The sequence below is a fragment of the Desulfovibrio subterraneus genome, from assembly GCF_013340285.1.
GTDB classification, from domain to species: Bacteria; Desulfobacterota; Desulfovibrionia; order Desulfovibrionales; family Desulfovibrionaceae; genus Halodesulfovibrio; species Halodesulfovibrio subterraneus.
Genome location: NZ_BLVO01000013.1, coordinates 396,266 through 422,542 on the forward strand (window position 1 = coordinate 396,266; position 26,277 = coordinate 422,542).

The 26,277-nt window shown below is 57.1% G+C and carries 23 protein-coding genes and 2 riboswitches; of the genes, 17 read left to right on the plus strand and 6 right to left on the minus strand.

Annotated elements, in window-relative coordinates; all coding sequences use genetic code 11:
* Window positions 1-159 precede the first annotated feature (159 nt).
* Complete coding sequence (locus tag HUV30_RS08700; RefSeq protein ID WP_174405052.1) at window positions 160-852, plus strand: 16S rRNA (guanine(527)-N(7))-methyltransferase RsmG; 693 nt, start codon at window positions 160-162, stop codon at window positions 850-852.
* Here HUV30_RS08700 and HUV30_RS08705 read toward each other — a convergent pair.
* Complete coding sequence (locus HUV30_RS08705) at window positions 813-1,034, minus strand: hypothetical protein (RefSeq protein WP_174405053.1); 222 nt, start codon at window positions 1,032-1,034, stop codon at window positions 813-815. The two genes, HUV30_RS08700 and HUV30_RS08705, sit on opposite strands and share 40 nt — an antisense overlap.
* A gap of 221 nt (window positions 1,035-1,255) precedes the next feature.
* Here HUV30_RS08705 and HUV30_RS08710 point away from each other — a divergent pair, with 221 nt between their 5' ends.
* The gene (locus HUV30_RS08710; protein WP_174405054.1) at window positions 1,256-3,391 is read left to right on the plus strand and encodes an STT3 domain-containing protein; all 2,136 of its coding nucleotides are present in this window, start codon (window positions 1,256-1,258) and stop codon (window positions 3,389-3,391) included.
* A 176-nt stretch (window positions 3,392-3,567) separates the two neighbouring features.
* On the opposite strand, the gene HUV30_RS08715 is transcribed toward HUV30_RS08710, so the two are convergent.
* On the minus strand, window positions 3,568-4,038 hold the full coding sequence (locus tag HUV30_RS08715; protein ID WP_174405055.1) for a 23S rRNA (pseudouridine(1915)-N(3))-methyltransferase RlmH: 471 nt from the start codon (window positions 4,036-4,038) through the stop codon (window positions 3,568-3,570).
* A gap of 180 nt (window positions 4,039-4,218) precedes the next feature.
* On the opposite strand from HUV30_RS08715, the gene HUV30_RS08720 reads away from it, so the two are divergent.
* The 5 genes from HUV30_RS08720 (at window position 4,219) to HUV30_RS08740 (ending at window position 10,345) form a co-directional block, all read left to right on the plus strand.
* Window positions 4,219-4,851: an L-threonylcarbamoyladenylate synthase gene (locus HUV30_RS08720; protein WP_174405056.1), complete on the plus strand. Its 633-nt coding sequence runs from the start codon at window positions 4,219-4,221 to the stop codon at window positions 4,849-4,851.
* A gap of 349 nt (window positions 4,852-5,200) precedes the next feature.
* A complete protein-coding gene (locus tag HUV30_RS08725) occupies window positions 5,201-5,665 on the plus strand; it encodes an NUDIX domain-containing protein (protein ID WP_174405057.1) in 465 nt (154 codons plus the stop codon).
* Window positions 5,666-5,799: 134 nt separating this feature from the next.
* Window positions 5,800-7,251 carry a glycogen synthase GlgA gene (gene glgA / locus HUV30_RS08730; RefSeq protein ID WP_174405058.1) on the plus strand — a complete coding sequence of 484 codons (1,452 nt, stop codon included), beginning with the start codon at window positions 5,800-5,802 and terminating at the stop codon, window positions 7,249-7,251.
* A gap of 20 nt (window positions 7,252-7,271) precedes the next feature.
* Entirely contained in the window at window positions 7,272-9,194 is a 1,923-nt protein-coding gene (glgB, locus tag HUV30_RS08735) for a 1,4-alpha-glucan branching protein GlgB (RefSeq protein WP_174405059.1), read from the plus strand.
* Between the two features lie 245 nt (window positions 9,195-9,439).
* Complete coding sequence (locus HUV30_RS08740; RefSeq protein ID WP_174405060.1) at window positions 9,440-10,345, plus strand: isoaspartyl peptidase/L-asparaginase family protein; 906 nt, start codon at window positions 9,440-9,442, stop codon at window positions 10,343-10,345.
* A gap of 254 nt (window positions 10,346-10,599) precedes the next feature.
* Here the strand turns inward: HUV30_RS08740 and HUV30_RS08745 are convergent, their stop codons facing one another.
* Entirely contained in the window at window positions 10,600-11,274 is a 675-nt protein-coding gene (locus tag HUV30_RS08745) for a NikL family nickel/cobalt ECF transporter subunit (protein WP_174405061.1), read from the minus strand.
* A 158-nt stretch (window positions 11,275-11,432) separates the two neighbouring features.
* Window positions 11,433-11,552: riboswitch (TPP riboswitch) on the plus strand.
* Window positions 11,553-11,617: 65 nt separating this feature from the next.
* Window positions 11,618-11,728, plus strand: a riboswitch (TPP riboswitch).
* A 56-nt stretch (window positions 11,729-11,784) separates the two neighbouring features.
* On the opposite strand from HUV30_RS08745, the gene thiS reads away from it, so the two are divergent.
* The 7 genes from thiS (at window position 11,785) to HUV30_RS08780 (ending at window position 17,496) form a co-directional block, all read left to right on the plus strand.
* Window positions 11,785-11,985, plus strand: a complete 201-nt coding sequence (gene thiS / locus HUV30_RS08750) for a sulfur carrier protein ThiS (protein WP_174405062.1) — start codon at window positions 11,785-11,787, stop codon at window positions 11,983-11,985.
* On the plus strand, window positions 11,985-12,773 hold the full coding sequence (locus tag HUV30_RS08755) for a thiazole synthase (protein ID WP_174405063.1): 789 nt from the start codon (window positions 11,985-11,987) through the stop codon (window positions 12,771-12,773). Before thiS ends, HUV30_RS08755 begins: the two co-directional genes overlap by 1 nt.
* A 3-nt stretch (window positions 12,774-12,776) precedes the next feature.
* Complete coding sequence (thiH, locus tag HUV30_RS08760) at window positions 12,777-13,898, plus strand: 2-iminoacetate synthase ThiH (protein WP_174405064.1); 1,122 nt, start codon at window positions 12,777-12,779, stop codon at window positions 13,896-13,898.
* Window positions 13,899-14,046: 148 nt separating this feature from the next.
* On the plus strand, window positions 14,047-14,805 hold the full coding sequence (gene thiF, locus HUV30_RS08765; RefSeq protein ID WP_243452125.1) for a sulfur carrier protein ThiS adenylyltransferase ThiF: 759 nt from the start codon (window positions 14,047-14,049) through the stop codon (window positions 14,803-14,805).
* A 13-nt stretch (window positions 14,806-14,818) separates the two neighbouring features.
* Complete coding sequence (thiE, locus tag HUV30_RS08770) at window positions 14,819-15,454, plus strand: thiamine phosphate synthase (RefSeq protein ID WP_174405065.1); 636 nt, start codon at window positions 14,819-14,821, stop codon at window positions 15,452-15,454.
* 363 nt (window positions 15,455-15,817) lie between these two features.
* On the plus strand, window positions 15,818-16,612 hold the full coding sequence (locus HUV30_RS08775) for a substrate-binding periplasmic protein (RefSeq protein ID WP_174405066.1): 795 nt from the start codon (window positions 15,818-15,820) through the stop codon (window positions 16,610-16,612).
* Window positions 16,613-16,743: 131 nt separating this feature from the next.
* On the plus strand, window positions 16,744-17,496 hold the full coding sequence (locus HUV30_RS08780) for a substrate-binding periplasmic protein (protein ID WP_174405067.1): 753 nt from the start codon (window positions 16,744-16,746) through the stop codon (window positions 17,494-17,496).
* Between the two features lie 70 nt (window positions 17,497-17,566).
* On the opposite strand, the gene HUV30_RS08785 is transcribed toward HUV30_RS08780, so the two are convergent.
* Both HUV30_RS08785 and HUV30_RS08790 read right to left on the minus strand, forming a co-directional pair.
* Window positions 17,567-18,526 (minus strand): glycosyltransferase, encoded by a 960-nt coding sequence (locus tag HUV30_RS08785; RefSeq protein WP_174405068.1) that lies wholly within the window; start codon window positions 18,524-18,526, stop codon window positions 17,567-17,569.
* Window positions 18,527-18,542: 16 nt separating this feature from the next.
* Window positions 18,543-19,103: an HDIG domain-containing metalloprotein gene (locus HUV30_RS08790; RefSeq protein WP_174405069.1), complete on the minus strand. Its 561-nt coding sequence runs from the start codon at window positions 19,101-19,103 to the stop codon at window positions 18,543-18,545.
* A gap of 220 nt (window positions 19,104-19,323) precedes the next feature.
* Here HUV30_RS08790 and HUV30_RS08795 point away from each other — a divergent pair, with 220 nt between their 5' ends.
* Together HUV30_RS08795 and metG are read left to right on the plus strand one after the other, a co-directional pair.
* Window positions 19,324-20,628 carry a PSP1 domain-containing protein gene (locus HUV30_RS08795; protein WP_174405070.1) on the plus strand — a complete coding sequence of 435 codons (1,305 nt, stop codon included), beginning with the start codon at window positions 19,324-19,326 and terminating at the stop codon, window positions 20,626-20,628.
* Window positions 20,629-20,748: 120 nt separating this feature from the next.
* Window positions 20,749-22,722 carry a methionine--tRNA ligase gene (gene metG, locus HUV30_RS08800; protein ID WP_174405071.1) on the plus strand — a complete coding sequence of 658 codons (1,974 nt, stop codon included), beginning with the start codon at window positions 20,749-20,751 and terminating at the stop codon, window positions 22,720-22,722.
* A gap of 279 nt (window positions 22,723-23,001) precedes the next feature.
* Here the strand turns inward: metG and HUV30_RS08805 are convergent, their stop codons facing one another.
* The gene (locus HUV30_RS08805) at window positions 23,002-25,284 is read right to left on the minus strand and encodes a DUF3536 domain-containing protein (protein WP_174405072.1); all 2,283 of its coding nucleotides are present in this window, start codon (window positions 25,282-25,284) and stop codon (window positions 23,002-23,004) included.
* Between the two features lie 133 nt (window positions 25,285-25,417).
* Here HUV30_RS08805 and HUV30_RS08810 point away from each other — a divergent pair, with 133 nt between their 5' ends.
* The gene (locus tag HUV30_RS08810; RefSeq protein ID WP_174405073.1) at window positions 25,418-26,164 is read left to right on the plus strand and encodes a tetratricopeptide repeat protein; all 747 of its coding nucleotides are present in this window, start codon (window positions 25,418-25,420) and stop codon (window positions 26,162-26,164) included.
* Window positions 26,165-26,277: the final 113 nt, after the last annotated feature.

Sequence of the window (26,277 nt, forward strand, 5' to 3'; positions counted from 1 at the left end):
TGCTCGTCATGACGTGGCTGTTACGGAACGGCCGTTACGAAACGGAAATGTCATTACAATTGCTGCCGGACAACTACTGCCGGTCATTGGGTATTGATCATTCATCTATCGGCATTTACCGGGATCTACCGGTCGCAGTGCCGGATACAAGGATATTTTGTGAAAAGCAGAAGTGCAGGGGCAGAGAGAAAGGTTGCAGGCAGGGCAGGGGCCCTGAGCGTTGCGGCTGTGGAAGGCATTGTGCAGGAGTGTGGTTTTTCTCCCGATGCCGCGCAGGTGGAACAGCTGACGGAATATCTGTCGCTGGTCATGAAGTGGAACAAGGTGATGAATCTTATCGGCCCCTATTCATGGGAAGAGGCCCTGCGCACCCTCATCATGGACAGCCTGCACCTTGCCCGCTTTCTGGACACTCTTTCGTTGCCTGACGCGCCTGTCTGCTGGGATTTCGGGGCCGGAGCCGGTCTGCCGGGCATCCCCCTGCGCGTGGTGTGGAACAGGGGAACCTACCATCTTGTGGAAGTGCGCGAAAAGCGTGCGCTGTTCATGCAGCAGACCGTTGCCCGCCTCAAGATAGCAAACACGCAGGTGTTCCGCGGGCGGGCAGAAGACTTCATGGCGACCCATGAACCTGCGGACATTCTGCTCAGCAGGGCCTTCATGCCATGGGAAAAGCTGCTGGAATTTGCAGGCGGCAACATCGCCCGTACCGGACGGGTGGTCATTCTGGCCATTGAGGATGTTCCCGCATCCCTGCCGGAAGGCTGGCGGCTCGAGGCCCGCCACGACTATGCCGTGGGAGCCGATACCCGCTACTTCTGGTCGCTGGCTCCGATCATGGCTTCCAACTGATTCTTGAAGATCATCTTGGTTGCGGTTTCGTCCGCAATCTCGGCGATATCCATGAGCGTTTCGAGAAATTCGAGCATTTCGAAGCGGCGTTCTTCGGGGGAATATTCAAAGTCTTCAAGCATGTTGCCGGAAGACATGTATTCTCCGAGTTCCTGCAGATATTTCAGATTGAGCGCTGCCATGTCGGCTCCTTGCAGTTGGGTGTGAATGGGGACGTATCCCTGTTACGGGCAACTGCTTATCTGAAAAAAATCCGTCCGTGAAGCATTTTACAAATGGCGGGGCGGCCGCTATATCCTTTTGAATCGGAATGATACTCCGGGCCGGTGCCGCAGTGTATGACTGCCTGCGGCCGGAAAACGGAGCGCGCCCTCAACCGCCAGTCTGTCCTCAGGAGCGATGCATGCAAAACGGAACATCTCTTTGCAACTGGAAGAGAATTCTTCTGTACGCCATTGCGGCGTACGGCATCGCCCTTGGTGTGCGGCTGATGCAACCTAACCCGCTGCCGGATGCCATTACCATGGTGGACGGCGAATACCTGCTCGGCACGCACGATGCCTACAACTGGCTCATACGGGCCATTGATCCGCAGACTTTCGGCTCGCATCCCATGTCTGTGCTGACAAGGGTATTTGTCGAGTTCACGGGCATTTCCTACGAGACAGTCGCCTTTTGGGCGCCCCCCATTCTGGCGAGCCTTGTAGCCGCCGTGGTGGTGTGCTGGGCTGCCCTGCTGGGCAGTGCGGAAATGGGGTTGATCGCCGGTGTGGTCGCGGCACTCTGTCCCGGTTTTCTGTACCGCACGGTGTTCGGCTTTTACGACACCGACCTTGTCATGCTGCTCATGCCGCTGCTGCTTACGCTGGCTCCGGCAGCCTTGCTGCAAGGCAGGATTCACACTCCGATGGACATGTGGAAGGCCCGCAAAAAAGATCAGGGCAGCAGCGTACCCGATGCGGGCAAGCCTGTTTCACGTATGCTCATGGGGCTTTTGCTTCTTTCCGGCATGATCGGCTGGTGGATGCAGGAATGGCATGTCTTTTTCCTGTATCTCTCCAAGATATTCCCGCTGGTGGCTCTGGCACTGGTGCTGCTGCTCGGCAGACGCGGTGGCCGCGTGCCGCTGCTTGCGGGGCTGGCGCTTTATGCGCTGCCCATGGGCGGCGGGTGGATAGGGAGCATTCTCGCGCTTCTTCTGTTCGGGGTGCATGCGTTCCCGTCACACATTCCCGCAAGGCCGCTTGAACATCGCTTTGCTCCTGTCGTGCTGGTGCTGGTCATTGCGCTGGCAGGGCTGGATGCCTCTTTCTTCCAGTCCGTGCTCATCCGCATCAATCTGTACCTCAAGCCCGTTGCCAGCGACGGAGATGCCGCGCGCTATGGCCTCAAGGTGGCCTTCCCCGCCGTGGTGCAGAGCGTTATCGAGGCGCAGAACATGTCGCTGAGCGATCTCTTCGGCTATCTGTATCCCGTTACCGGTGTGGTTGTGCTCGGCCTGCTCGGCTTTCTGGCAACCCTGTGGTTTGCACCTTCGGCCACCATGCTGCTGCCGCTGCTGGTGCTTGGTCTGCTGAGCGTGAAGCTGGGCGGACGCATGATCATGTTTGCGGCACCGGCCGTGGGGCTGGGCATTGCCATGCCCATTCATTACCTGCTGCTGCACTGCCGTTCTGCCCGTTTGAATTCAGGGGCGGCACGGCTGGCCATCAGCTGCGTCTTGTCGCTGCTGCTCGCCGTACCCATCTGGGCTCAGATTTCCGCGCTGCCCTATGTCCCGTTTATCTCCGCGCCGCATGTGAAGGCCCTGAAGGCCGTAAAGGGCGAAACACCGGCCGATGCGGCCATCTGGACATGGTGGGACTGGGGCTATGCCACGCAGTTTTTCACGCGCAAATGGACATATTCCGACGGCGCGCGGCATAACTCGGACAGGCTGTATCCTACGGCCGCCATCTACACGACAGATTCCCCCCGTTTTGCCAATCAGCTCATCAAGTACATCATGAATAATGATGAAAACCTCTATTATGCGTGGAAGGGCAAAAGCGCGCAGGAGGTCGAGATCATTCTCGCCGAGCTGAAGGACAGGGATCTGGGGCTTTCGCTGCCGCGTAAGCAATATCTTGTAGTGACCGTGGATTCATTGAAGCTGGGCGCGTGGATCACTCGTTTCGGCACATGGAATTTCAGAAGAAATTCCATGCAGGGATACAACGTGAGCAGGCTGGGGAATATCAGGGTTGATCTCAATCAGGGCTATTTTGCGGAAGTGAAGGCCGGAGAGCTCACGCCTGTTGCGGTGGACAGTGTGGATATGATCGCCGCCGAAGGGGTGGAGCATCACGACTACATGCGGCAGAGCGGCATCCATCTCGTCATCGACATGCTGTCGGGATCGCAGTTCATCATGGACTCCGCCATGTATAAAACCATGATGGTGCAGATGCTTCTGCGAAAGTCGGATGACCCCGCCCTTGCTCCGTATTTCAGGCTGGTCTACGGCAACGGGCATACCCGTATTTTTGAGGTGCTTTGACGGAATCCGCTTTGGGCGGAACCGGTTCTGCTCCCGGTGAAGCAGTCTGCCAGCTTGCCTGCCAAATTGTCTGCCAGCGTGTTTGGCTGTGTGCCTGTCAGGCTCGCGAACCAGCCTTGCTGCCCGTTCCGCACGTGTGGCCTGTTTTCAGTCTCGTGCGTTCTATCCGTTCAGAATTATTCGTGATGGTAGGGGCTGCCTCTGAGAATGGCATCGGCCCTGTAGAGCTGTTCCATCAGCAGAACCCGCGCCATTTCATGCGTGAAGGTCATGGGGGAAAGACTTATCTTGTGCCTACAGGCCGCCAGTACGGCAGGCGCAAGACCAAAAGCTCCGCCGATGATGAAGCAGGGAATGCGGTTGCCGTCCATTGAGATGTCTTCCATGAAATGGGCAAACTTGACCGAGGTGTATGTCTTGCCGTGCTCGTCCATGCAGATGGGTATGTCGGCAGGGCCGAGAGCGGCAAGAATGCGCTCGCCTTCCTCGGCATTGCGTTCCGCGTTGGGCAGTTTTGCATTGCCGTCCTTGACGATACACTCCTGTATCTTTATCGAGTGTCCGAGCCGTTTGCGGTAGTGCTCGGCGGCATCAGCCCAGAAGGGCTCCTTGATTTTTCCGACAACGATCAGCTTGATGTGTTTCATGGCGTCCGGATGCGTGGTATGTGGGTGCTTCGCGGAAGGAACGGCCTGCGCCCGCTGCGCCGGAGGTTGCTTCCTTCGGAATGGTACCCTGTGTGCGGCGATGGCTCAATAACCGATGTGGGATGCAGGGGCAACCCCGGCATGTTTCCGCAGGCGGAGAAAAGAACAGTAGGAGTGCGCATGCAAACGGCAACGCCGGACAGACTGGATATGGAAACGGCGGTTCGCCTGCTGAGAAACGGCGACGTGGTGTGTTATCCCACGGAGACGTTTTTTGCCGTGGGGTGCAGCGCTTTTGATGTGTTTGCCATTGAGCGGGTTTTTCAGGCCAAAAAGCGCTCCGGTTCCATGCCCCTGCCCGTGATTATCGGCAGCCGCGAGCAGCTCGGCATGCTCACGGATGTGAATTCCGGAACTGTGAACAGGTTGGCAGATGCCTTCTGGCCGGGGTCGCTCTCCATCCTCGTTACCGCTTCCGCTGCCGTTCCGGCCATTCTTACCGGCGAGACCGGCAGGGTGGCCGTGCGCCTGTCACCCCATCCCATGGCCCGCGAACTGTGCCTTGCCGCGGGTGTGCCGCTTGTTTCCACCAGCGCCAATATCAGCGGGCATCCCGCAACCACGCAGGCTGGCGGGCTGGACCCGCGGCTTGTTGCTGGCACCGGCGGTGTGCTCGATATGCCGCCCGCACCACAGGGGGGCAAAGCCTCCACGCTGGTCGAGATAACAGGGCCGGAGACCGTGCGTATCGTGCGGCAGGGGCCGGTTACGGAAGAAGCGCTGCTGGCGGCCGGTTTCCGGATTATGCCATAAGCGCAAACGTCTGCGGGGAGCCCATGAGCCTCGGCATACAAAGAGAGCGGGGGCGGGAGTACAGGATTTTTGTCCGGATAAAAGCGCCGGTTCAGTTCCTTGTACTTTTTTGCCGTACAGGCAGGAAGGGGTTGTATGTGTAAAATCCGTGTTGTTCTGCACTGTTAGTTGTAATTGTGTCAACGGTTGCTGATGTTGGCATGGTGTGTGCTTAAGAACGAATACCTTCTTTCTTTGGCAAAAGGACGGCCTTGTCGGGTGGCACCGGCAGGGCCGTCCTTTTTTTGATCTCTTTTCCCTTTTGAGTTGGCGGGTTCTGGGTGTACACTGTACGTGCAGGAGTATTCAGATGAACAGCGATTCAACTTGCCCGCATTGCGGAAAACGTGTCAGAATATACCGTAATCCGGTTCCGACAGTGGATATTATAATCCATGAACCGGACAAGGGGGTATTGCTGATCGAACGTAACAATCCGCCCTTAGGGTGGGCGTTACCCGGTGGGTTTGTGGACTACGGTGAGACAGTGGAGGCTGCCGCTGTTCGCGAAGCATCGGAGGAAACCGGCCTTGCCGTTACGTTGACCGGATTGCTCGGTGTGTATTCCGATCCCTCGCGGGATGCGCGCATGCATACCATGAGCTGCGTTTTTACGGCCACGGCAGAGGATGTAACCGTGCTGACTGCCGGAGATGATGCCGGTGCTGCCCGTTTCTTTCCGCTGAATGCCCTGCCGGGTCTGTGTTTTGACCATGGTCGCATTCTGGATGATTTCAAAAAGCGGCTCCAACACGATGCTAAAACATCGAGCTGACCATAATAATTGAATTCTTCATCGGGCGGAGTAGCGTCTAATCGATGTATCCGGTTTCAGATACCGGCCTGCTTCTGAGGGGGAGGCAAGTCGGAAGAAGGAACAGGACAGAGCATGAAGAGGTATGGAAGCAGATGAGACCTCAGGTTGTATTCATTACATCGGAAATGTATCCCTTCTCCAAGACGGGTGGTCTGGGTGACGTTCTTGGGGCATTGCCGCTGACGCTGCACAGGATGGGGATACGGACCGCGGTCGTCACCCCGTTTTACGGGAGACTGGGTTCGGCAGAGTTCGGCGTGCATCTGGCATGGTCCGATTGCCAGGTGGGCTACCCTTGGGCGCCCATTACCGCTGATATATTTCAGGCCAACTTTCACGGCATGCCGGTCTACTTCGTGCATCGCAGCGAATATTTCGACCGGCGGTTCTATTACAACGACCATAAAGGCGACTATTTCGACAACGCGGAACGGTTCATATTCTTCAACCGCGCGGTCATGGAATTTCTCAAGCGCCTCGGTCCCGCTCCGTACATCCTGCATGCGCACGACTGGCAGGCATCGCTTGTTCCGGCCTATCTGAACTACTGGCGGCAGACCGATCCGTTCTGGCAGGATACCCGCAGCGTCATGACCATTCACAACCTTGCCTTTCAGGGGCGGTTTTCTTCACGTCTCTTTGAAGGGGCAGGGTTGCCGCCGCAGGCGTGGTCCATGAACGGAGTGGAGTTCTACGGCGACTTCAATTTTCTCAAGGGCGGCATATCCTGCGCAGACAAGATCACCACTGTTTCGCCCACCTATTCCCGGGAGATTCTTACCGAGGAGTTCGGCTGCGGGCTGGAGGGGGTGCTGCGGGCGCGGCAGCACAAACTGCACGGCATTCTGAACGGGGCGGATTATTCCATATGGAACCCCGGCAACAACAAGTTCATTCCCTGCAATTACGGGGTCAATGCCCTGAAGGGGAAGCGCAACTGCAAGATAAGCCTCATCAATGAACTGCACCTTGACCCGGCACTGAAGGATAAGCCCATTCTTGGCTTCATAGGCCGCCTGCGCCGTCAGAAGGGGGTGGATCTGCTCATCGATATTCTGCCCCAGCTGTTACAGCAGGATGTGGGCGTTGTGGTGCTGGGTGAAGGCAATCTGGAAAAAGAAGCCCGCCTGCAGAACATGATGGAGGATTACCCCGGTCGTCTTTCCACGCTGGTCAGCTACACGGAAGATCTTGCACACCGCATTCAGGCGGGATGCGATATATTTCTCATGCCTTCCACCTATGAGCCGTGCGGCCTGACGCAGATGTATGCCCTGCGTTTCGGCACGCCGCCTGTGGCAACGGCCGTGGGCGGGCTGCGCGACACCATTGTGCCGTGGCCTGACAAGGATGCCACCGGATTCATTTTCAAAGAGCCCACATCCAAGGCGTTTCTGGACGCCGTGATGCAGGCCGTGACCGTATGGAAAACCACGCCCGACGCATGGCAGGCCATGGTGCGCCGGGCCATGCATCAGGAATTCACCTGGGAGCGCTCCGCTGCCGAATACATAGAACTCTACCGCGAACTGGGAATGCAGTAGGGTTCCAAGGATACTATCGAATGCAGACGCTACCTACGTTTATCGAACCCTTCGACCTTTACCTCTTCGGTAAGGGAGAACACTGGGACCTGTACCGCATACTCGGCGCGCACCCTGTTGAACAGGACGGGGGAGCGGGATACCGTTTTGCGGTGTGGGCTCCCAATGCGCAGGAAGTGCACCTGACCGGTGACTTCAATGACTGGCGGTATGGTGAACTGCCGCTGTATCCTGTCGGCTCATCCGGCATCTGGGCGGCATTTGTGCCGGAGCTGGGCAAGGGGGCTCTTTACAAGTTCGGTATCCGCGGAGTTGACGGGCGGGTGATGTACAAGACCGACCCCATGGCCCTGTATGCGGAAATGCGTCCCGGAATAGCCTCTGTCACGTGGGATCTGGATAACCATCAGTGGCAGGATGAGGCATGGATGCAGCGACGCCTTGACGAAGGTGCGCCTCTGCACGGTCCCGTCTCCATCTACGAGGTGCATCTCGGCTCATGGATGCGTCACCACAACGGCTACGGCGAGCATAGTCCCTTTCTGAACTACGACGAGATTGCGGACCGTCTCATTCCCTATGTGCAGGAAATGGGGTTCACCCATATCGAGCTTATGCCCATAGCCGAGCATCCGCTTGACCAGTCGTGGGGATATCAGACCAGCCATTATTATGCCCCCACGTCCCGTTTTGGCACGCCTGAGATGCTCAAGAACTTTGTTGACCGTTTTCATCAGGCGGGTATTGGCGTCATTCTGGACTGGGTTCCGGCGCATTTTCCCAAGGATGAATGGTGCCTCGGGCGGTTTGACGGCAGTGCGCTGTATGAGCATCTGGACCCCCGCCTTGGCGAGCACCCCGACTGGGGTACCTATATTTTCAACTACGGCAGGCATGAGGTGCGCAACTTCCTGTTTGCCAATGCCCTGTACTGGCTGCGCGAGTTCCATTTAGACGGGCTGCGCATAGATGCCGTGGCGTCCATGCTCTATCTCGACTATTCGCGTAAGCAGGGCGAGTGGGTGCCTAATATGTACGGCGGCAGAGAAAATCTGGAAGCCGTCGATTTTCTCGGCGAACTGAACCGCGTTGTGCATGCCGAGTTTCCCGGTGCCTGCATGGTAGCCGAAGAATCCACGGCTTGGCCGGGGGTTTCCCGTCCCCTGTATGCCGGAGGGCTTGGTTTTACCTTCAAATGGAACATGGGCTGGATGCATGACATGCTGGACTACATGCGCAAGGACCCCATCTACCGGCCCCACCATCACAGCAGTCTGACGTTTTCCATGCTCTACGCCTTTTCGGAGAATTTTGTACTGCCGCTGTCGCATGACGAAGTGGTGCACGGCAAAGGCGCGCTGCTTTCCAAGATGCCGGGCGACATGTGGCAACAGCAGGCCAACCTGCGCCTGCTTTTCAGCTACATGTGGGCGCATCCGGGCAAAAAGCTGCTCTTTATGGGCGGCGAGTTCGGCCAGTGGAACGAGTGGAGCGAAGAACGCGAGCTGGACTGGTGCCTGCGGCAGTTCCCTGCGCATGAGGGCATCCGCAATCTGGTGAAGGACCTGAACGGCGTGCTGGTGCGCGAACCGGCCATGCACAAGGCAGATCACGACTGGAGCGGATTCCGTTGGGTGGATATTACCGACTATGCGGCATCGGTCATCAGTTTTCAGCGCATGGCACCGGAGGCACGACCGCTGCTCTGGGTATTCAACTTCACGCCGGTTGTGCGGCAGCATTACCGCATAGCCTGTCCCGGCGGAGGACAATGGCAGGAACTGCTCAACTCGGACAGCGAGCATTACGGCGGTTCCAACGTGGGAAACAACGGTGCGCTCATGGCGGAGCAGGACCATTTCAGCGGCGGGTACTATCTTGAGCTTACGCTGCCTCCGTTGGCGGCTCTGTGTTTTTCGCCTGTTTCTTCCGGCAGCAAGTAGTCCGTCGTGGTCTGGCAGGTCTGGCGTGCGGCGGCCGAGAAATCCGCGTAATCCGTGAAGTTTGTGTAATTCGTGTAATCCGTTGACACGTGCGGGTCGTGTGCTCTGTGTCACCCAGTGTCGTGCAACAGAGCCGCCCTTCATGAACGGACGTGCGGTAATTGTGCAGTTGTCCCTTGATCATCGAACGCTTGCCCAGTAAAAAGCCTGTCGGATTGTCAGCTCTCAACAAGGCGGGAAAACGTATGGAACCGAAGATCATTGTGCACGGCGGTGCGTGGACCATTCCCGCAGACCGCCAGCAGGCGCATATAGACGGCTGCCACGAGGCGGCCGAGCGCGCATGGACCATGCTGCAGCGTGGTGCCACGGCACTGGATGCCGTGCAGACGGCAGTGAACGTGCTGGAAATTGACCCCACCTTTGATGCGGGGCGCGGTTCCGTGCTTAACAGCGACGGGCAGATAGAGATGGATGCCTCCATCATGGACGGCAGAGATCTGAATTTTGGGGCTGTTGCGGCGGTGCGCCGCTACATGACACCTGTGGATATAGCCCGCAAGCTCATGGATACGGAATTCTGCTTTCTGGTGGCCGAGGGGGCAGAGCGCTTTGCCCGCGAGCAGGGGCTCAAGGAATGTGATCCTCGTGCACTGGTGACGGAGCGTGAGCTCAAACTTTTCGAGACCATCTGCAATCAGCAGGGCTATTGCACCCACAACGCCTTCAAGCCGGTGCCGCAGGGTACGGTGGGGGCGGTTGCCATAGATGCGTACGGCAACATGGCCGCTGCCACCTCCACAGGGGGGACTCCGGGCAAGAGACCCGGCCGTGTGGGCGATGCCCCCATCTGCGGTGCCGGTGTCTATTGCGACAACCTGCTCGGCGGGGCTTCCGCAACCGGATTTGGTGAAGGTATCATCCGCACGCTCATGTGCCGGTCTGCCTGCGAGTATCTTGCGGAAAACGACGCCATGGCGGCTGCCCGCAAGGGCATAGAACTGCTGCATGCGCGTGTGCAGGGGCATGCGGGCATTATCATGCTCAACAACAAGGGCGAATATGGGGTGTTCCACAACACCGACCACATGGCCCATGCCTATGTGTTGCCGGACGGTACCATCCATGCCTCGGTACACAAGGACAAGTAGTCGCGGAATTTGCTGAAAACAAAAGCGGGGCACCCATGGTGCCCCGTTCAGATAGCAGACAAAGTCATTTTTGGTATTTTTTGGCTCCGCCGGGCAGGAACCTAACGTTCCTGCACCTCGTATAAGCGATGAAAATCCGTTTTTCGAATCTCAGCTTCGGCTTAACGGAAATACGTTTTTACTGATAACGAAGGTTTGTCGGTAACCTGAGGCGGGGCACCATGGTGTCCCGCTTTTCTTACTGTATTTGCGTCTTACTTCCGCCGCGACTTCATGTATGCGGCAATACCCATCAGGCCGAAAATGTAGCCTATGCCCCCCATGATGTCCTGCACTGTGGGGCCATGCTGGGTTTCTTCGGCAAGCTGGCGGCGGATGGGAGCCAGCTTCTTTTCCAGCGCCGCATCCACGGCCTGCGTGACGATTTGCCGCAGTGCTTCGGCATCCACTCCGCCACCAAGTGGGGCAGAGTTAGCGGAAGAGGCAGGGGCATCGGCCTCCATGAAGGGAGGCATGTCGCCGTCGGAATTATCCGCCGTCTGCTGCGTGGCCGGAGTTGCCGTTGCTGCTCCGGCATATTCAGTTGCGGCAATGGTCCACGTGTTGGCGTGTCCTTCACCGGCGTTGAGCGTGAGCAGAATATCGGGCTTGCTGCTCAACACTTCTTTGGAAAGAGTAAAACTCCATATCCCGTCCGCGCCGGTATCACCTTCCGCGAGTACAGCGCCGGTTTTCTTGTCCGTGGCGGTAACGTGGCTTTTCTGTGCCTTGTTGCCGCTGCTGAACGTCGCTTCTGTATGAATGGTCGTGCCTTCCGCCCATGCGAATATGTTCACGCGGTGGGCATGCGCAGCCGGGGCTGCAAGCAGGGTGAGGAGCAGGGCACAGATGATGCCGGTCAGCCGGCGGGCGGAAGACGGATGCGACATGAATACCTCCGGAGTGGTCGTGTCTTTTGCGTGTGACGGTATCCCTAATCGTGCTACTGCGCAAGAGGGTGTGAAATAAAATGAGCAGGTTACCGTTTAGGCACTCAGGAATTTTCATAAACTCCTTTACAGGGGTATTTTGCTGGAGTACTGAGTATTCAAACAGCTAGGGGAGCCGGAGCTATGCACAGCATGGCGTCGGCTGAGAGTGGGCCAAGCCCAGACCCTTCGAACCTGAATCGGTTGACACCGGCGTAGGGAAGCTGCAGCAACAAACGTTGCCGTAACGCTTACCCATTCAGGTAGGCGTTTTTTTATGGCTTTTCCCTTGCGGAGAAGCAGACAAACAAGCTGGGGGAGCCTGCCGGAGTATGCAGGCTGAGAGTGGATGGTATCCAGACCCCTTGAACCTGACGCGGTTTACACCGCCGGAGGGAAGCTGTCCGCAGTAGCGGTATATTGGCTTGCCTCTTGGCAGGCTTTTTTTCTGCCGTGGAACAGGAGGAAAGGATGACTATTCGGGTAAACGGAGAAACAACCGAATGCGCGGATGGCCAGACCCTGCTCGAATTTTTGGAGGGCAGGGGGCTGAATGTGCGTTCCGTGGTGGTGGAGCATAACCGTTCCATCGTAGTGGCTGATGACCTTGGAAGCGTCCGGCTTGTCGCCGGGGATGAACTCGAAATCCTGCACTTCGTAGGAGGGGGCTAATGGAACACAGCAACAACAACGACCCTCTGGTAATCGGTGGCGTCCGGCTGCAAAGCCGTCTGTTCATCGGTACCGGAAAATACGGCTCTGATGCGGTCATCCCCGATGTCTGTCGCGCTTCCGGTTCGCAGGTCATTACAGTGGCCCTGAGAAGGGTGGATATGAACGCCGCCACGGGGAATGTGATGCAGCACATTCCGAAGCACATGCAGCTCCTGCCCAACACTTCCGGTGCGCGCGATGCCGAAGAGGCGGTTCGCATCGCACGGCTGGCACGCGCCGCCGGATGTGGCAACTGGATCAAGATCGAAGTGATTTCCGACAACCGCTACCTGCTGCCGGATGGCTACCAGACTGCGCGCGCAACGGAAATTCTGGCGAAGGAAGGCTTTGTGGTGCTGCCCTACATGAATCCGGACCTCTATGTGGCCCGCGATCTCGTGAATGCAGGGGCCGCCGCCGTTATGCCGCTGGGTGCTCCCATCGGCACCAACCGCGGCATCCGTACCCGCGAGATGATCGGCATTCTCATTGAGGAATTCGATGTGCCCATCGTTGTGGATGCGGGCATCGGCAAGCCTTCCGAAGCCTGCGATGCCATGGAAATGGGTGCAGATGCCTGCCTCGTGAACACGGCCATTGCCACGGCGGGCGACCCCGTGGTCATGGCAGATGCCTTCGGCGCTGCCGTGCGTGCCGGACGGCAGGCGTTTCTTGCCAAGGCAGGACCGGTACTTACGGGCGCGGCTGCGGCATCTTCACCGTTAACAGGTTTTCTCGGAGAATAAGAAATGGCGTTTGCACAGGTCATGGAACAGTATGCCGGCCTTGATGTGGCCGCCATGATGGAACGGGTAACCGTGGCGGATGTGCAACGGACTCTTTCGCGGCGGACACATTCCGCCGAGGACCTGCTCGTGCTCCTGTCACCTGCCGCGGCGGGACAGCTTGAGGCCATGGCGCAGCGGGCGAACCGGCTTTCCGTGCAGCATTTCGGCCGCACGATTCAGCTGTTCACGCCCATGTACATCTCCAACTTCTGCACCAACCAGTGTATCTATTGCGGCTTCAACACCCGCAACTCCATCCGCCGTACCAAGCTGGATGACGGGCAGATACGCCGTGAAGGTGAAGTCATTGCGGCCACGGGGCTGAAGCAGCTGCTGCTTCTGACCGGCGAGGCGCCGAAGATTGCCTCGGTGGAATACATCGGTCATGCTGCAAAGCTGCTGCGCGACCTGTTCCCCTCCATCGGAGTGGAAGTGTTCGCCCTGACGCAGGAAGAATATGAGCACCTCATCACCTGCGGCGTGGACAGCATGACCATGTTTCAGGAGACCTACAACGCGCAGCTCTACCCCAAACTGCACCCGGCCGGTCCCAAGAGCGATTACGGCTTCCGGCTTGATGCGCCTGAACGTGCCTGCAAGGCAGGCATGCGCGTGGTCAACATCGGTGCCTTGCTCGGGCTGGATGACTGGCGCAAGGATGCCTTCTTCACCGGTCTGCACGCACACTACCTGCAGCATGCGTTTCCCCAGACCGAGATTGCCATTTCCTTCCCCCGTATGCGTCCGCATGCTGGCGAGTTTCAGCCTGCATCCATAGTGGATGACAGACAGCTCGTGCAGATCATGCTTGCCCAGCGCATTGTGCTGCCCCGTTGCGGCATAACCATCTCGTCGCGCGAGGCTCCCGCATTCCGTGACAACCTTGTTCCCCTTGGTGTGACGAGAATGTCCGCAGGGGTGACAACCGCCGTGGGCGGACACACCAGCGAGGAAGAAGAGGTCGGCCAGTTCGAGATCTCCGATCCCCGCAGCGTGGACGAAATGTGCGCCGCCATCCGTGCGCATGGATACCAGCCCGTGTTCAAGGACTGGGAACCGCTCGAAAAGGCCGTTGCCGTGTAGCGGAGCCGCCTGTGCGCATGGTTCAGGGAACTGTCTGATCGTGGCTGGCCGTCGCTGCCCGGGGCTGCCCGTCGCTGCCCGTGGCGGCGCAAACGGCAATGCCGATGCCACTGCGGGTGATTATACGGATGATTGAACGGAGGACTGCGTGAAGGATAAGGCTGTCTTGTCAGCTCCCGGTCAGGAATCAGGGAGTTGTCCCGCAGGGGAGTCCGCCCCATATGCCGTGCACGATGCTCCGGAAGGCATGAGTGATGTTCCGGAAGCCTTGGGCGATGCTCCGGAAGAATCCACCCTGCGGTCCGGGTTGCGACGGTATCTGTCCGCAATCCAGCTGGAGAGGCTGGAAGCCGTGACCGTGGGCATTGCCGGTGCAGGCGGACTTGGTTCCAACTGCGCCATGATGCTGGCCCGTTCCGGCGTCCGCCGCTTCGTAATTGCCGATCATGATTCCATTGAACCTTCCAATCTCAACCGCCAGTTCTTTTTCGAGGATCAGGTGGGACGTTCGAAGGTGGCAGCCCTCAGGGATAACCTGCAGGCCATAGATGCCGGAATTCAGGTGACCATTCATCGTCTGGAACTGACGGAAGCCAACGTCGACGCAGTTTTTGAAGACTGTGCGATAGTGGTGGAGGCGCTGGACGGTGTGGAGGGCAAGAAGATGCTTGCCGAAGCCTTTATGGGACGCAAGGAATTCTTCGTTTCCGCCTCCGGCATGGCCGGATGGGGCGGACCGGATATGCGCACGCGCCGCATCCGTGACGTTGCGGCCCTTGTGGGGGACTTTGCAAGCGACATAGCCTCCATGCCCCCCATGGCACCACGCGTGACCATGGTGGCGGCCATGCAGGCCGATGCCGTCATAAACCACATTCTCGGCCCGTGCAGGCCGGAACAGAAGTAAGCAGGAGACAGCCATGCAGCGTGTTCTTGATACTGATATCTATGCCCTGACGGATGAAGGCCTGTCTGCAGGCCGCACCACCATCGAGGTGTCGGATGCCATGCTCAAGGCGGGCATAAAGGTGCTTCAGTACCGTGAGAAGGACAAGAAGGCCGGAGCCATGCTGGAAGAGTGCGTGGCACTGCGCCGCATGACCCGCGAGGCAGGGTGCACCTTCATCGTCAACGACCATATAGACATTGCCATGCTTGTGGATGCCGACGGTGTGCACGTGGGGCAGGAAGACCTGCCCGTGGAAGAGGTGCGCCGACTTATCGGCCCCGGCAAGATCATCGGCCTGTCCACCCATTCGCCCGAGCAGTGTCGCGATGCCATAGCACGCGGGGCGGACTATATCGGCGTGGGTCCCATTTTTGCCACGAAGACCAAGAAGGATGTGTGCGCTCCGGTGGGATACGAGTATCTGGAATATGTTGTGAAAAACCACGATATCCCGCACGTGGCCATAGGCGGAATCAAGCTGCATAACGTGGCAGATGTGGTGCGGCACGGTGCCCGATGCTGCGCACTTGTTTCCGAGATTGTCGGCGCGGATGACATTGCCGGAATGGTTGCCCGCTTGCGTGCGGAGATAGCGTCGGCCCGTTAGTCATTTTTACATATATCCACCTGTCTCTTTTTTTTATGAAGCCAAACGCCCCCGGCGGACGCTCACAATATTTTACAATATCTTTTTTTGACGCAATGTTAGCTTAGGCACAGTTACAAAAGTGATTGTGCCTTTTCTTTCGTAATGTTGTGTAAGGTTTGAGAGTAGTTACTGTTTCTTACCCTGTGCTACTTCATTTCTTGGGTGTTGCACTTTATATCGTATTTGCGTATGTCCCCTTCCCTGATTGGATGACAGGTTTTTTTGTGGGGGTGACAAAAAAATCTGGGGGGCCTCTGCAGTTCTGTTGAAGAAACTGCAGATTCAGGTGGGGGAAGAGACACTTACACTCGGGATATGACAATGAAGAGTGCATCATGCCTTGCGGTATGCTTACTGCTGGCTATCTGCATGAAATGCGGAACCGCTTTCGCGGGAGACGCATCTGTTGGCGGGATGAATTCTGCGGTTATCCGTATAGGGTTCAGCGAGTTTCCTCCCGCCCGCATGGGGGCTGAACCCGGAACCGAACGCGGCACAGAAACGGAACTTCTCCGTGAACTGTGCAGGCGTATGGGACTCAGGCCGGAGTTTGTCCACGCTCCCTTTGTGCGCAATCTCAAATTCATGGAAGACGGGTACATTGATCTCATGATTGGTGTGCTGCGCAGGCCGGAAAGGGAAAAGTACATGCTTTTCCTTGATCCTGCCTATTCCGGCGATATTCGGTATGTCTTCTGCCTCCGCAAGGGGGAGCAGACGAAGCTGCAATCGTATGAAGACCTGCGTGGCATGGTCATCGGCACGACCAACGGGGCCAAGTATTTTCCGCAGTTTGATGATGACGATAGCCTCAACAAGGATGCCGTCAGAACTGTCTACCAGAATGTGGAGAAGCTCCTCAAAGGACGAATTGATACCTTTATCGGTGAAGAATGGATGGTGAAGTTTGTTCTGAAGCGAAAAGGACTGGAGAATGCGATCAGCATGGCTCCTTACCGGTTCAGCCGTCCGCAGGATGTCTTCATCACATTATCCAGACAGTCCCAGTTTCTGGCCAGGGCAGATGAGTTCTCCGGACAGATCAAGGCAATGAAAGAAGAAAAGGTGATAGAAAAATTATCCAGAGAGTTTATCAAATCAATAACTCTCAAGTAGTTTGAGTTGTTTGCGTGCAATCTAGTGTGTGATTGATTACCGCAGCCGGAACATGGGGGCATGGTTTCGGTTGAATATTAATTCGATAAGGATATGTGATGAGACTCATGGTGCGGATGAGCTTTCTTGTCATGTTGGTTTTGTTTTTGCCCGGAATGGTGCGGGCCGATGAAATCAAAGTGGCATATACGGAGTATGCGCCCTACAGAATGACCCGGCAGAACGGGACCAAGTATGGCATAGACATCGATTTTCTGAACGAGCTCGCATCGCGGCTCGGTCATACAGTCCAGTATGTGGATTGTCCCTTCGAACGCGGATTGAGCAGCATGCAGACCGGCAAGGTCGACCTCATGACGGGAATGCTGAGTAATTCTGAGCGTGAAGAGTATATGTATTTTGTAGAGCCCGCTTACCGGAAAGCGTCTGCCAAGGTGTTTTACATAAAGGCGGGCAGCGGCATTTCCATCGAACGGCAGGAAGATCTGTACGGCAAGCAGGTAGGTGTCATCGGTGGTGTCAGTTACTATCCGGCATTCGATCTGGACCCGCGCATCAGCAAGGAATGTGTCATCACCTTTGCCCAGAATATCAAGAAGCTGGTGAACGGCAGGGTGGATGTGATTATCCAGACCGAGATCGTGGGCGACTATATGCTCTCCGCCCTTCCCGAAAGGGAAAACGTGGTAAAGGCCGCGTTGCGGAGCGGAGTGGAGCAGGGGGTCTATCTGGCCATATCCCGTAATTCTCCGTTTTTTACCGAGCGGGGGCGGATTACCGCTGTGCTCAAGGATATGCAGGCTGAAGGGTATTGGGAAACGTGTCTGCGCAACTATATGCACGTTGGGGGGAAGCATGGCCTCGCCAGGGCGAAGCCTGATTAAGTTTTTTTGTTGAGCGAATAGAAAAGGCCGCCCGGAGGGCGGCCTTTGTTGTTTCAGTAAGGAGTCCTTGCTACCAGGGAGTGGTAGGGAACTGGCTGCCGAGCTGGGTATCAAGCATGGCGCTTGCGGTTTCGCGGACCACGGTGCAGTGGTATGCGCGCTTGTCGGCGGAGCCGATCTTGGGCAGCAGGTTGATGCCGAAGCGCACAGCATGTGCCGCAATGTCCACCACGGCGAAGAAGAAGACAGTGAAGGGACAGTAGTGTTTCCAGAAGTAAAGCTGTTCGCTTCTGATGCGTGCGCGGACAACACCGGCACCGTAGAGGGAGAAATCGGCAGGTTCGTCCTTCATGGCGAACTTGTCCACGACCTTGGCGCTGGCCTGCGGCACAAAGGCCACCTTCCATACGGGGTTCAGCGCCTTGCGTGCGCGGCGGCACAGGTCCATGTCGGCAAAGCCGCCGAAGAATCGGTCGTCAAGTTTGCCGATGTTGCAGAAAAGAGCCTTGCGGACCACGGCAAAGGCAAAGGTGACAGCGGGCACTTCTTTGGGCTGGGTAGCCTTACCTTTGCAGCGGCAGGGAATGCCGAAGGCGGAAACAAACTTGGAAATGCAACCGGGCAGACGGCGTGCGCCTCTGAGACCGAAACCCTTCTGGTCCACGATGCGGCCGCCGGCTATGCCGCAGCTTGTGTTGGTTTCCATGTAGTCGAGCAGGCGGCGCGCAGAACCGGCTTCCAGAGCAACCTGCGGCGCCACGAAGAACACAAGGTCGCCGGAAGAAGCCTGAATGGCCTGGTTGGCAGCGGCGGCAAATCCCTTATCACCGGTGTTGCGGATAAGGGAGATTTCTGCACACGCACTTTTGGCAGCTTCCGCAGTTTGATCGGAAGAGGCGTTGTCCACCACGATGATTTCGCTTTCAACGCCCAGCGGGGCGAGATCGGTGGCTGTTTCATGAACGGATTCAAGACAGCTGCCGATGAACTTCTTCACATTCTTTGCAACGATGACAAAAGAGATTTTCATTGTCTGATTTCCTTGATTAGCTTTTCACCAGCCCCACACTGCCGGCGATGGGCGTTATTGCATCAATGGCGATTTGAAAGAACGCTCCCAGATCCATGTCCAGTTTCTCGCATTCCCGTATGCGGTCCCTGTTCACGCTTGCGGCAAACGCCTTGTCCTTCATTTTCTTTTTCAGGCTTTTGGGTTCCATGCCGTTCATGCCTTCAGGGCGGACAAGGGCGTTGGTGCACACCAGTCCGGTCACGCTCTCGGCGCAGCGCAGCGCGTAGTCGAGCCGGGTGGTCGGCAGATGGTTGGTACATTCGGAGTTGTGGGCGCGGATGGCGGAAAGCGCTTCTTCGGGCAAGGCGTCCTTCAGCAGTTCCATGGCCAGAAGTCCGTGTTGTTCCGGGGTGTCCTTGGTGCGGGGAAAGTCGATGTCATGCAGCAGGCCGGTAAGGCCCCACAAATCTGCATCTTCTTTCAATGCGACAGCCAGTTGGCGCATAACGGCTTCCGAGGTTACCGCATGATGCACCAGATGTTGTTCCGGCTGCAGACTCAGCAATAGTTGGTAGGCTTCGTCACGAGTGATCATCAACATCTCCAGATCGACCGGCGTTTGGATGCCAGCCTGTGAAAGATTTCTCATAATCGCGATTGGCGCGGATGACAACCATATATTCGCTTTGTTGACACAGCTCTCATAAAAGTCGAAAAGAAGGGGTTGTTTGTATGAATGATATTTAGCCGGAGAGTTTTTTCTCCGGCCCGCCATATTTTCCAGATACTGCCTGTGCGGCAAAAAGAGAAGGCCGATGGGATTAATTCTTGGTATTAAGTTCCGCGAATACGGACAGATATATTATTTTGAAAAAAGTGATTTCGAGGTGGCAATCGGCGACCGGGTCATCGTGAAAACCGATCAGGGGCAGGGGCTTGGTACCATTGTCTCCGAAAGGGACGACGTGCCTGAAGAGGCTGAGGCCGATGAAATCAAACCGGTGCACCGGCTGGCAACCAGCGAAGATTTGGAGCGCGATCAGGAAAATGAGCTTCTTGCCCGTGAGGCCCGTCAGTTCTGCGTGGACTGCATCCGTTCCCGTGATCTTGATATGAAGCTGGTTGATGTTGAAGTCTATTTCGACCGCAGCAAGATCGTTTTTTATTTCACCGCTCCGGCACGGATTGATTTCCGCGAGCTGGTCAAGGATCTGGTCAAGAACTACCGCACCCGCATTGAACTCCGCCAGATCGGTGTGCGCCACGAAACGCAGATGATAGGTGCTGTGGGCAACTGCGGCATGGTCTGCTGTTGCCGTCAGTTCCTGCGCACCTTTGCTCCCGTGACCATCAAGATGGCCAAGGAACAGAACCTGTTCCTCAACCCTGCCAAAATATCCGGCATTTGCGGGCGTCTTTTGTGCTGCCTTTCTTATGAGCAGGAAAATTACGAAGAGTTCTACCGCGCCTGTCCCAAGCTGGGCAAGAAATACCAGACGGTGGACGGCCCTGTTAAGGTGCTTCGGGCAAACATGTTCCGGAACAGCATAGCGGTGCTGACGGAGACCAACGAGGAAAAGGAAATTCCTCTGGAGGACTGGGAACAGCTCAAGCCCTCGCGTCCTGATCAGGCCAAGCAGGATGCCGCCCGGGCCGCAGCCAAGCGGGCCGCCCGCGAAGCTGAACTTGCAGCCGAGGAAGCATCGGAAGCCGGAACGGACGATATGACCGATGCCGGGGCAGAGGAGGGGGCTGATGCAGTTTCCGCCGAGGCCTCAGCCATTATTCCCGAAGGAGTGGCTCCCGAAGAGCTGGCCGCCGTGGGCACAGAATCCGAAAACGGTGCTGTGATCGAATCCGGCCCTGAAGACGTTGAAAACGTTCAGGGAACGGCACCTGCCGTTGAAGCCGGAAACACAGCTGAAGCCGCTCCTGCTGCAGAACCGCAGGCACCTGCCGCTCCGGCTCAGGATGCGGCGGCCGCCCCTGAAAAGCCGGCCAAGGACACGCGCCTTGCCCCGCTGCGCAAACCGGTCAAGAGTGCGGACCCTTCCGCCAGAAAGACCAGCAGAGGCCGTCGCAAACGCAAGCGTCGCCCTTCTTCCGGCGGTGAAGATTAGCAGGGGCGTGTAACGCGTACCATCGACCAATACCGGCATTCCATGCCGTTATGCCATAATGACATATCCGGAACCCCCGGTGCGGCTTGACCCGCCGGGGGAGACCTGAGGAGAAGTTTCGTGCAGTCCTTCTATATTACGACCCCCATTTATTACGTGAACGCCAAGCCCCATCTCGGTCACGCCTATACCACCATTATTGCGGACACCATGCGCCGCTTTCAGGCTGCCATAGGCAAGGATACCTATTTTCTGACCGGAACGGATGAGCACGGCGACAAGATCGTGCAGGCTGCCGAAAAGAACGGCTGCTCGCCGCAGGAATACGTGGATTCCATCAGCGCACTGTTCCGCGACCTGTGGCCGCACCTGAATATTTCCAATGACGACTTCATCCGCACCACGGAACCCCGCCACAAGAAGCTGGTGCAGGACGTGCTGCAGAAGGTGTATGACAACGGCGACATCTATTTCGGTGAATACGGCGGCCACTACTGCTACGGCTGTGAACGCTTCTACCCCGAAAAAGAGCTGGAAAACGGGCTCTGCCCCCAGCACCAGACCAAGCCCGAATACATTGCCGAGAAGAACTACTTCTTCCGTATGTCCAAGTATCAGGATTGGCTGAAGCAGCACATTCTGGATAACCCCGATTTCATCCGGCCCGAGCGGTACCGTAACGAAGTGCTTTCCCTGCTGGAAAGCGGCGCGCTGGAAGACCTGTGCATCTCCCGTCCCAAGTCGCGTCTGGAATGGGGTATCGAACTTCCCTTCGACAGCAACTTCGTCACCTATGTGTGGTTCGATGCGCTGCTGAACTATGTGACCGCGCTGGACTGGCCCGACGGCGAAAAGTTCGGCAAGTTCTGGCCCGGCGTGCAGCACCTTGTTGCCAAGGACATTCTCAAGCCCCACGCCATATTCTGGCCCACCATGCTCAAGGCTGCCGGTTTCGAGCTGTACAACCATCTGAACGTGCATGGCTACTGGCTGGTGCGCGATACCAAGATGTCCAAGTCCATCGGCAACGTGATCGAGCCGCTGGACATGGTGCAGAAGTACGGGCTGGATGTGTTCCGCTATTTTCTGCTGCGCGAAATGCATTTCGGCAGCGATGCCAGCTTCTCTGAAGAGGCGCTTGTTTCCCGCCTGAACGCGGACCTTGCCAACGACCTCGGCAACCTGTTCAGCCGTGTTCTTTCCATGAATACCAAATATTTCGGCGGGGTCATTCCTGCTCCTGCGGAGTATCTGCAGGACGATATGGATATCCGCGAACTGGCCGTCAATTCCATGCGCAACTTCCAGCAGCTGTTCGAGAACGTGCGTTTCTCCAACGGTCTGGAATCCCTGTGGGAACTTGTGCGCGCGCTGAACAAGTACGTGGATACCTGCCAGCCGTGGACCCTGTTCAAGGAAGGCAATCTGGAACGCCTCGGCACCGTCATGTACACCTTGCTGGAGTGCATGCGCAAAGTGGCTGTGCATCTGTGGCCCGTAATGCCCGATTCCGCTGACAAGCTGATTACCCAGCTCGGCATTCCGTTCAAGCCTGCGGATATCAATCTGCCCGCAGAAGTGGAAAGCTGGGGCGGCCTGCCTTCCGGCATCACGCCCGCGCCCGGTTCCAACCTCTTCCCCAGAGCTGATCTGGATGCCCTGCGCAAGCAGTCTGAAGAAGCCAAGCCTGCCGCGGCAAAGGATGACAAGAAGGGCAAGGAGCAGAAGAAGGCGGACAAGCCCGCACCGACAGAACCGGCCGAGATTGCCCCCATCGACTTTGAAGATTTTCAGAAGGTCGACCTGCGTGTCGGCACCGTGCTGCTGGTTGAGAACCACCCCAAGGCAGACCGCCTGTACCGTGTGGAGATTGACCTTGGTGAGGAAAAGCCCCGTCAGGTGTGCGCAGGCATCAAGGAATTCTTCACGCCCGAACAGCTTGTCGGCAAGCAGGTGGTGGTTGTTGCCAACCTCAAGCCGAGAATGCTGCGGGGTATTGAATCCCACGGCATGATTCTGGCGCTGAAGACGGAAGACGGCATGCAGCTGCTTACCGCAACGGCCACCGTTCCTACCGGAACCAAGGCTTCCTGATCTGGTAAGAGCTCGTTTGGCCTGGTCCGATTCGGTCTAGCCTGTTCTATTTGGAAAAAAGCAAACGGCCTGTCGCAAGACAGGCCGTTCAGTTTTAGTAAAACGCATTCCCGTTAAGCCGAAACTGAGGTTCAAAAACGGATTGGTATCGCTTGTACGAGGTGCAGGAACGTCAGGTTCCTGCCCGGCGGAGCCCAAATATACCAGAAATGACTTAGTAAGCAATTTAAGCGGCCTGTCGTACGACAGGCCGTTATTTATGTGCGTAAAAAGCTCAGGTCAGACACGGAAGCCGATGGCCGTGGCAAACCTGCGCGCACCGGCTGATCGGAATCCGGTTTCCCACATCCGGTTCTGCACGGCCCACAGGTCGGGGTGCGGCAGCAGCGTTCTGGCCCGCTCCACTATGGATGCCGCCCGCTCCCACTGTCTGTCGGCATCCTTGGCGTCCGGTTCTGAGGCGCTTTCGATGAAGCGCAGCAGGCGCATGGTCAACCAGTTGGTTATGACTTCGCGCCCGCCGCCGATGAGCAGGCCGCTGTCTGTCAGAAACTGCGCGAGTTGCCTGCGCTGGTTGTCCGAAAGGCCGGGGTGTTTCATGTAAGCCACGGCCAGAGCGGGAGCATTGGCCTTCCAGTGATGTCCCATGGGCTGATCGTGCTGCGCCTCAACCCATGGCTCGAACAGGGCCACGGCATTGGCGGCATCTTCTTCAAAGGCATCCAGCCGCTGGGTGTTGGCTACTTCCATGGCGCGCATGGCAATGGCCTGCCGTTTGTTTCTGGGCAGTTCCGTATAGCGCAAGGTCTGCCTGCTGCCGTCTTTGCCGGTGATGGTGATGGCGGTTTCATGAATGGTTCCGGCCTTGGGGGGCATCCATTCCCATTCCACGGGTGAGCCGTCCGGCTCGTTGGCCCAGCGGATACGGGCCTCGCCCGACAGGCTGCCGCCGACAACGTCGGTAGGCAGAATGGTGACGGTGAGGTTGCGCCATTGTACCGTATTTTTGATGTTGGGGCAGGGCAGTCGCTTTTCCGCCCACAGACGCAGCATGGCCTGCAGAATGATGCTGGCTTTGGTTTCTCGTCTCGGCAGTACATGGTTTTCAAAGACGGTGCGGCCGGTGCCTTCTTCCGTCTTGTTCGAGCGGGCCTTTTCGAGAATGGCGGCAAAGTCGCTTTCCAGCGTGGGGCCGTCCGTGCCTTTGAGTATCTCCAAGGCGCGCAGGGCGTAGGTCATGCTGTTTACCGGCTCGATGCGCGATATTTCGTCAAAGAACCAGGCACAGCTTGCAAAGGCGGCAAGAGCCTGTTCCTGCATGGCGAGCAGTTGCCATGCCTTTTTCGTGGCCTCGGGTGTGAGGCCGGGGGTGAAATTGTCCGCTGCGAAGGCTTCGCGGGGTACGGAACCGGCAAGAATTTCGCCGTATTTCTCGAGCGCGGTGGCACTGTCTTTGAACAGGGCGGCCTCTGCTGTTGTGTGGGCATCCACGGCTTTCTTCATCATGTTCAGCGCTTCGCGGAGCGGCGTCCGCCATTCCTGATTCCACTGAGGGTGTCCGCCGTCCGTGCATCCGCAGTTGCTCCGCCAGCGCTCCACGCCATGGGCGCAGCTCCATGCGCTGGGTTCGTGCAAGCGTACCTTTCTGGTGGGCGGGTTCTGGGTGAGATAGGTGGCGTAGTTGGTCAGGCGCATATTGTCCCGTCCCGAAATGGCCTGCCCGAGCGTGTAGGCAAGAGCCATCTCGCCGAAGGTGAAGTGATGGCCGTAGGTTTCACCATCCGTGCACACCGTGAGCAGGCCGCCGTTGGCCGCACCGCTCAGTTTCAGCCAGAAGTTTTCGCCGTCCTGCAGAAGCCGTTCAAAGGCAACTGCCTGAGACAGGGGACCGTTGTAGAAGAAAACGGCAATGCTCCGGCCGGAGGGCAGCTCGATGTTGTATGGCTCGGATATGTCTATTTCTCCGCCGCGCACGGGCTGCCAGTGTTCCTGTCGGTCGTCTGGACCCGATTCGGCTACTGCTGCGGCCTGATGCGGGGAAAGAATGGTGAACAGAATGCCCTGACGGGCCAGTTCTTCCAGCGTGGCAGTGTCTGCCGCGCATTCGGCAAGCCACATGCCTTCCGGTTCCCTGCCGAAGCGGGCGCGAAAGTCCGCGCGGGCCCAGGCGATTTCAAGTTTCTTGTCCTGCGCCGAGGCAAGGGGGAGAATGGTATGGTGGTATACCTGAGCCATGGCGTTTCCGTGCCCCCAACGGGCAATGCTAACGCGGTCCGCATCCACCATCCGTTGATAAGTGGGGTAGTCGTTACGTTCCATCCAGCCCAGCAGGGTGGGGCCCGCATTGAAGCTTATCCATTCGTAACAGTTCAGGATGTCAGTTATGCACCCTCCGCTGTCCGTACGTCTGGCCCATGCAAGAGGAGCGTAACTTTCCCGTGTTATACGTTGGTTCCAGTTCAGGCTCGGGGCTGCGCTGTCCTCGGGAAAAATTTCTCCCATCCATGGATCCTCACGGGGAGGCTGATAGAAGTGACCGTGAATACAGAGTTGTCGGGACATGCGATGATACTCCTGAATTTGGGCGGATAATATATCATCTATATCATCTTTTTATTTCTCTGGGGAGTCATTATATCTTCACGATTCCAGAATAGGATCATACCGCAAGACAGTTTTGTCCGGGGAGGCCGGCATGGCGATAAACGCTTTCGAGGGTCTGGATTATCCCATAAAAGGGGTTTTCTCCACAGACCGTGAGATGAAGATAGGATTTGGTGCCACGAAGCGTACTGTCATGCAGAACGTGCTCGTGTTCGTGGAACAGGATAAGGGGGGGCGGATATGGGGGCAGGTGATCAACGAAAATGACATCCCCTCGGGGGAGCGCTTTGTCATTTCGCAGGAAGAATTGCTCGAAGCATATCTTCCCGATCCCTCGGTCTATCATAAAAGGGTGCTGCCCGCTGTGCGCAACCTCAACAAGACCATTTCGCGCGCCGAGCGGCACCGCAGCCACGGCGAGTTGTTCAGTGCCGAATATGAGTTCAACAATGCCCTGCAGATAGACGAGGAGAATGTGCGTGCCACATTCGGCCTCGGGCTTGTGTATCTGGACAGGGCGGATTCGCAGAAGGCACAGCAGGTATTTGAGCGTCTCATTCTGCTGGATGCAGCCTTTGAATCTCCGCACAAGCACATGTTCAACGAGTTTGGCATCAAGCTGCGCAAGAATTCCATGTATGAGGAGTCGCTTCGGTTTTATGCACGCGCTGCGGAGCTCGCCGGAGATGATGATCACCTCATGTACAATATTGCCCGTTCACTGCTCGAATCGGGCGATAACGATGGTGCAGTACGGTATATGAAGAAGGCTCTTGCCCTGAATCCTGATCTGCGTGAAGCTCGCATGCTCAGTAAATTTCTTGAAAAAAAGACTTGAAATTCAATATGATGGGCTGTTTTACAGGAATAAACAGCTTGTTATTCCGGAATGTTTTGGTACATTGCGGAAAATATGATTGCACACTCATCGTGCGTGGTGTCACCACCGTG